5 protein-coding genes are annotated in these 4,934 nt (G+C 44.9%); all 5 read left to right on the top strand.

Annotated features, from left to right (window positions below):
• The first annotated feature begins 203 nt into the window (after positions 1-203).
• The 5 genes from QTO00_RS14835 to dnaX all read left to right on the top strand — a co-directional run bounded on the left by QTO00_RS14835 (position 204) and on the right by dnaX (position 4,908).
• Positions 204-1,304, top strand: a complete 1,101-nt coding sequence (locus QTO00_RS14835; RefSeq protein ID WP_331425485.1) for a response regulator — start codon at positions 204-206, stop codon at positions 1,302-1,304.
• Positions 1,305-1,468: 164 nt separating this feature from the next.
• On the top strand, positions 1,469-1,600 hold the full coding sequence (locus QTO00_RS14830) for a hypothetical protein (protein WP_331425484.1): 132 nt from the start codon (positions 1,469-1,471) through the stop codon (positions 1,598-1,600).
• A gap of 19 nt (positions 1,601-1,619) precedes the next feature.
• The gene (locus QTO00_RS14825; protein ID WP_331425486.1) at positions 1,620-2,012 is read left to right on the top strand and encodes a YbaN family protein; all 393 of its coding nucleotides are present in this window, start codon (positions 1,620-1,622) and stop codon (positions 2,010-2,012) included.
• Positions 2,013-2,179: 167 nt separating this feature from the next.
• The gene (gene apt / locus QTO00_RS14820) at positions 2,180-2,725 is read left to right on the top strand and encodes an adenine phosphoribosyltransferase (RefSeq protein WP_038205514.1); all 546 of its coding nucleotides are present in this window, start codon (positions 2,180-2,182) and stop codon (positions 2,723-2,725) included.
• Between the two features lie 29 nt (positions 2,726-2,754).
• Positions 2,755-4,908 carry a DNA polymerase III subunit gamma/tau gene (dnaX, locus tag QTO00_RS14815; RefSeq protein ID WP_331425483.1) on the top strand — a complete coding sequence of 718 codons (2,154 nt, stop codon included), beginning with the start codon at positions 2,755-2,757 and terminating at the stop codon, positions 4,906-4,908.
• Positions 4,909-4,934: the final 26 nt, after the last annotated feature.

Raw genomic sequence — 4,934 nt, 5'->3', positions numbered from 1 at the left:
TTTATCTTCATATCAAATGTCAAAGTTTGAGTCACATCAACAAGTTTAGCGATATTTTCGATTCCATAGGTATAGTATTCGACCCGCTTTAAAAGTGGAAGATTTGTATAAATGCTAGTTCACGGCTACTTTTTAAAGAGTGTTTTAAACGAACAAGAATAATAATTATTAGTTGTGGTTGTAGTTGTGTGAGGCAATGAGTTATGCATAAAACAGTCGAAGTTGGAACCAGTGCGGCGTTGCCGGTCGCTGCTGGACAAAAAGTGATTATGCTTGTGGATGATGATCCAATCTTCCGTCGTATCACACTTGGATACCTAGAGTCCCAAGGGTATAAAGTGATCGAAGCTGAAGATGGACTAGATGGCCTACAAAAATTGCGCTCTACAGAGCCGGATTTGATTCTGTGCGATTTGGCAATGCCGATTTTAGATGGCATTGAGTTTGTCGAAGAAGTCAGCCTCGAATACCCATCACTACCTCTTATCGTTGTCTCTGCGACTGACGAAATCTCTGACGTTGCCAAAGCGCTCCGGTATGGAATTAAAGACTTCTTAGCAAAACCTATTAGCAATCATGAGCATTTGGGTTGTGCGATTGAAAATACGCTTGATGACTCAGATAACCATCTTAGTGATCAACGTGATTTTGCTAGTCAATGGTTTCGCGTTGATAGTGGTGATATGCCCGAAGAGCAAGAACTGCATTGGCATTTAGAGTACTTAGAAGAAAACCCAAGCGCAGCCAAAGACCTTTTACACGCACTGTTACCGGAAAAAGATACCTCGCAAGGGGACTGGAAGTGCAACTATCGCTTACTTCAATCGACAGATGTGATGCCGTTAGTGTTTGACTACGCTTGGTTGATTAATGGCCAGTTTGCTTTTTATCTTGTCGATTCCGCGAGCGAAGAGAAGCATGGGGCTGCGACAACCTTGCTCGTTCGAGCGCTATTCCATGACTACCTACGCAACTTGAAATGTTTTAATGCCGATCTTAAAGATATTGCCACATTGCTTGAAAAGGGAATCAAGTGTTCGGAGTGTAGTACCCCTGTCAATGCTTTGTTTGGTATTGCCGACCTATCAGAAGGCACACTATCTATTTTGCCTGCTGGGCTAGACGCGCAGTGGTCAAATGGTTACTTCTCGCAGCATATATCCGCAGGAGTGAAGCTTGGTGAAAACTGCGGCAAAAACTTCATCACTATGGATTTGCCAATTCAGTCTGGCAGTCAATTGACCTTGAGTCGTTTGGGCTCAAGTAGTTTTAGCTTAGACATCTATCGTGGCAGCAAAACTTAACACCGCTGTCACTACTCTCATCCTAGAAATAACCCTAATGTTAGTTGGTGTTTGTCCTTCAATGTTTAGGGTATAGTCCGCCATAAAACAAAAATAACCCAAGTTTTTAACAATTGGTTAAATTCATCAGGTAAAGTCAATTTCACCTTTAGAGAAGCAAGCCCATGGCAGACAAAGATTTTCAAGAACCGTATAATGTATTCTATTTTCTCGGCTTTATTGCCGTTCTACTGATCCCAACGTTACCGGCAACGTTAACTTGGATTCGCGTGTTAAACGGATACGCGGGGTATTGATTTTCATACGGAGCACGCCATCATAATTCGTCGTCTGTTTCTTAATTTTGTTGGTGTGCTCAGTCTTATTTTGGGCATTCTTGGGATATTCCTCCCACTCCTTCCTACTACTCCCTTTATTCTGTTAGCAAGCGCCTGCTTTATGCGCAGTAGCCCTAAGTTTCATCGTTGGTTGCATGAGCATAAAACGTTTGGGCCTATTTTAACTAATTGGCACCAAAATCGAGCGGTGACAGCGAAAGTTAAGAAGCGCGGTGCACTGTGCATTGTCATCAGTTTTACTTTCTCTATTTGGGTTGTCCCACACTTCTGGTTAAAGATTGCGCTTGTCGTCATGTTGGTGGTTTTACTCACTTGGTTTATTCGCTTGCCTGTGACTGAGTACCTTGCCGATAGAGAAGAAAATCACTAAGATTGTCAGGAAGTGTGCCCGCTTTTGAAGTGGGCGTTTGTTTTTTGAGCACAACAAACCGTGGTAAAAGTGTTCGTCATTTCCAAAGGTTAGATTGTGCTAAAAATTACGCTAATGGATGGCGGTGTTTTCGTTGACGCGCTATCGAGCCAATCAAAGAAAGAATTATGACTACTGAAACAATCTCATTGATTAAATCTAGCATCAAAAGTATCCCTGATTACCCAAAAGCGGGTATCTTGTTCCGCGATGTAACCAGCTTAATGGAAGACGCAAAAGCGTACCAAGCAACTATCCAACTGCTGGTTGAAAAGTACAAAGATATGGGCTTTACCAAAATCGTTGGTACTGAAGCACGCGGTTTCCTTTTTGGTGCGCCACTCGCGCTAGAGCTTGGCCTAGGATTTGTTCCAGTACGCAAACCGGGTAAGTTGCCACGTGCAACAGTCTCTCAATCATACGAACTTGAGTATGGTACTGACACACTTGAGATCCACACTGATGCGATCAGTGAGGGTGACAAAGTATTGGTTGTTGATGATTTACTTGCAACGGGCGGTACAATCGAAGCGACAACTAAACTTATTCGCCAACTTGGTGGTGTGGTAGAGCACGCAGCTTTTGTTATTAACCTTCCTGAAATTGGCGGTGATAAGCGTCTTGAAGGTTTAGGTCTTAACGTATACAGCATCTGTGAGTTCGAAGGCCACTAATCGGGTAGGTTTTTAATGGGTATAGTTTCATGAGTTATCTTGCCTTAGCGCGAAAGTGGCGACCAACCAAGTTTAATGAAGTGGTTGGTCAGGCTCACGTTCTCACCGCGCTGGAAAATGCGTTAGCGCAAAATCGTCTTCATCATGCCTATCTGTTTAGCGGCACTCGTGGCGTGGGTAAAACCACCATCGGTCGGTTGTTTGCGAAAGGCCTCAACTGTGAAACCGGGATTACCTCAACACCGTGTGGGGTTTGTGATACCTGTAAAGAGATCGATGAAGGCCGATTTGTTGACTTATTAGAGATAGATGCAGCTTCGCGTACTAAAGTTGAAGATACTCGTGAACTATTAGATAACGTGCAGTACAAGCCTGCACGTGGCCGCTTTAAAGTTTACCTTATCGATGAAGTTCATATGCTCTCTCGCCATAGCTTTAACGCGTTACTAAAGACGTTGGAAGAGCCACCAGAGTATGTGAAGTTCTTACTGGCAACAACAGACCCACAAAAGTTACCTGTCACCATACTGTCGCGCTGTTTACAGTTCCATCTGAAACCGATCAGTGTTGATGATATTCATCAGCAGCTAGATCATATTCTTGGTGCGGAAAGCGTGACTACAGAACCACGAGCGTTGGGCATGATTGCCCATGCTGCTGACGGTAGTATGCGTGATGCGTTAAGCCTAACCGATCAAGCTATTGCGCTTGGCAATGGGCAAGTGCTGACTGACAGCGTTGCGCACATGTTAGGCACGCTTGATACAGACCAAGCGCTGCATCTGTTAGAAGCGATCAGTTCAAAACAGCTGAAAATGGCGATGGATTGTGTGAATGCTCTGGCGCAAAATGGTGTTGAGTGGGATGGGCTACTACAACAGTTAGCCGCTCAACTGCATAGACTGGCTATGTACCAAGCGTTGCCAGCGACACTCGATCAAAGCCAACCCGACTCTGAAAAAATAGAGCTTCTTTCTCGCGCAATGACGCCACAAGATGTGCAGCTCTATTATCAGATTGCGCTAAAAGGTCGCCAAGACCTGCCACTTGCGCCGTCTGAGAGAAGTGGCTTGGAGATGATCATCTTGCGTATGATGGCATTTAAACCAGCGGCTAAGTCACAAGCAAATGTTATCTCTATCCAAGTTGATGATCAGACTTCCGCAGCGCCAAAACCCGCTAATCAGGTACCAGTGATCAACCCAGAGTTGAGAGCGCCAGCGCCGCAATCTCAATCGCAGCAGAAGCCGGCAGTGCAAGCAACTCCAGAGCCTAAGATAGCACCAAGTACAGGCCCAAATAATGCGCCTGCAGTAGATGATTACGGTTACGACTCACGTCAGTATGATGAGCCAGCAGAGCCTTATGTTCCGCCTAGTGAACAACGAATTTCAACTCAACCAGAGATGACTCCACCTGTTCAACAGGCTCCAGCTTCTACACCAACTATGTCTAACGAGCGACCAAACTCACCATTAAGTGGTTTGCGTCATCAGCTACGTTCGCAGAGAAAAGGGTTAAACCCAGCTCAAGGTAATCCAGCAAAAAAGGCTAATGCGACATCTGCTAAACCAGAGTCTGTGCTTGACCGTGTAGCGAAAAAACACGGCAGTGCAGGGCAGCTGTCGCCATTGCAGCACGCAAATATTAGTGCTACACCTGAGCCTGCTAAGGATGAGCCTTACCAATGGAAGCCAAGCTTACCTCAGAATAAAACACCAACGCTTGAGTTGACTCCAACGTTATTAAAAAAAGCCTTGGAGCATGAGAAAACACCGGAAATGGTGCACAAGCTTGTTGGTGAAAGTATAGAGCAAAGCGAGTGGGCCAGCCTGATTAGCAAACTGACCACCGCTAAGTTAACCGAGCAGCTTGCGCTAAACTCACATTATGAAAAAGATGGTGCGACTATCTTGTTGACGTTAAGAGCATCACAAGCACATTTAAATACCGATAAAGCGCAAAGTGAACTGCTTGGAGAGCTTAACCGTGTACTTGCTCAAGAGTGTCAGTTAAGTGTCGAGATCGGTGATTTAGGTGAGACACCACTTGAGTTGCGTGACAAGCTTTATCAGCAACGCTTACAGCAAGCGTTCACTAGCTTAGAAGAGGATCCAAACGTTCAATTCATCGAAAAGCGCTTTGCTGCTGAACTCGATAAAGAGAGCGTTCGGCCAATATAATTGCCGGGGTTGAATTTTTATAATTA

The organism is Vibrio sp. M260118, assembly GCF_036533755.1.
Classification (GTDB): Bacteria; Pseudomonadota; Gammaproteobacteria; order Enterobacterales; family Vibrionaceae; genus Vibrio.
The sequence above is the reverse complement of the archived record's forward strand: the minus strand, read 5'-3'. Positions and strand labels throughout refer to the sequence as shown.